The organism is Pseudoalteromonas sp. SIMBA_162 (genome assembly GCF_046535955.1).
GTDB lineage: Bacteria > Pseudomonadota > Gammaproteobacteria > Enterobacterales > Alteromonadaceae > Pseudoalteromonas > Pseudoalteromonas marina.
In genome coordinates this window covers 1-256 of sequence record NZ_JAWJBQ010000731.1, presented here as the reverse complement: position 1 = coordinate 256, position 256 = coordinate 1, and the positions used below count along the sequence as shown (strand labels likewise).

General features: G+C 58.6%; 1 protein-coding gene. It reads right to left on the bottom strand.

Features of this window, described 5'->3' with window-relative positions; all coding sequences use genetic code 11:
• The coding region (locus R0J88_RS21605; RefSeq protein WP_410901119.1) for a hypothetical protein at positions 1-256 on the bottom strand (256 nt) is incomplete at both ends.

The following is a 256-nucleotide window of genomic DNA, read 5'->3' as shown; positions in this document are numbered from 1 at the left end:
AGCTGAGACGCTGTAGTCACTGTTGATTGAGGAAGTCGTGAGGGCGTCAGTGGGGAGCATTCCCGTCTCCTGCCTGGTGTCACCGGCACTCTTTAGTGTGCAAGTGCGCTGACTCGCCAGCGCTTTCCACCATTCCAGACTCATGCTCACCTGCCTAGAAGGACCTACTCGATGAGTGATGACACCGCCCCGGCAGTCCGCTTCAGCGGCCTGCACAAGGGCTTTGCCGGTCAGCGCCTGTTTGAAGGCATTGATC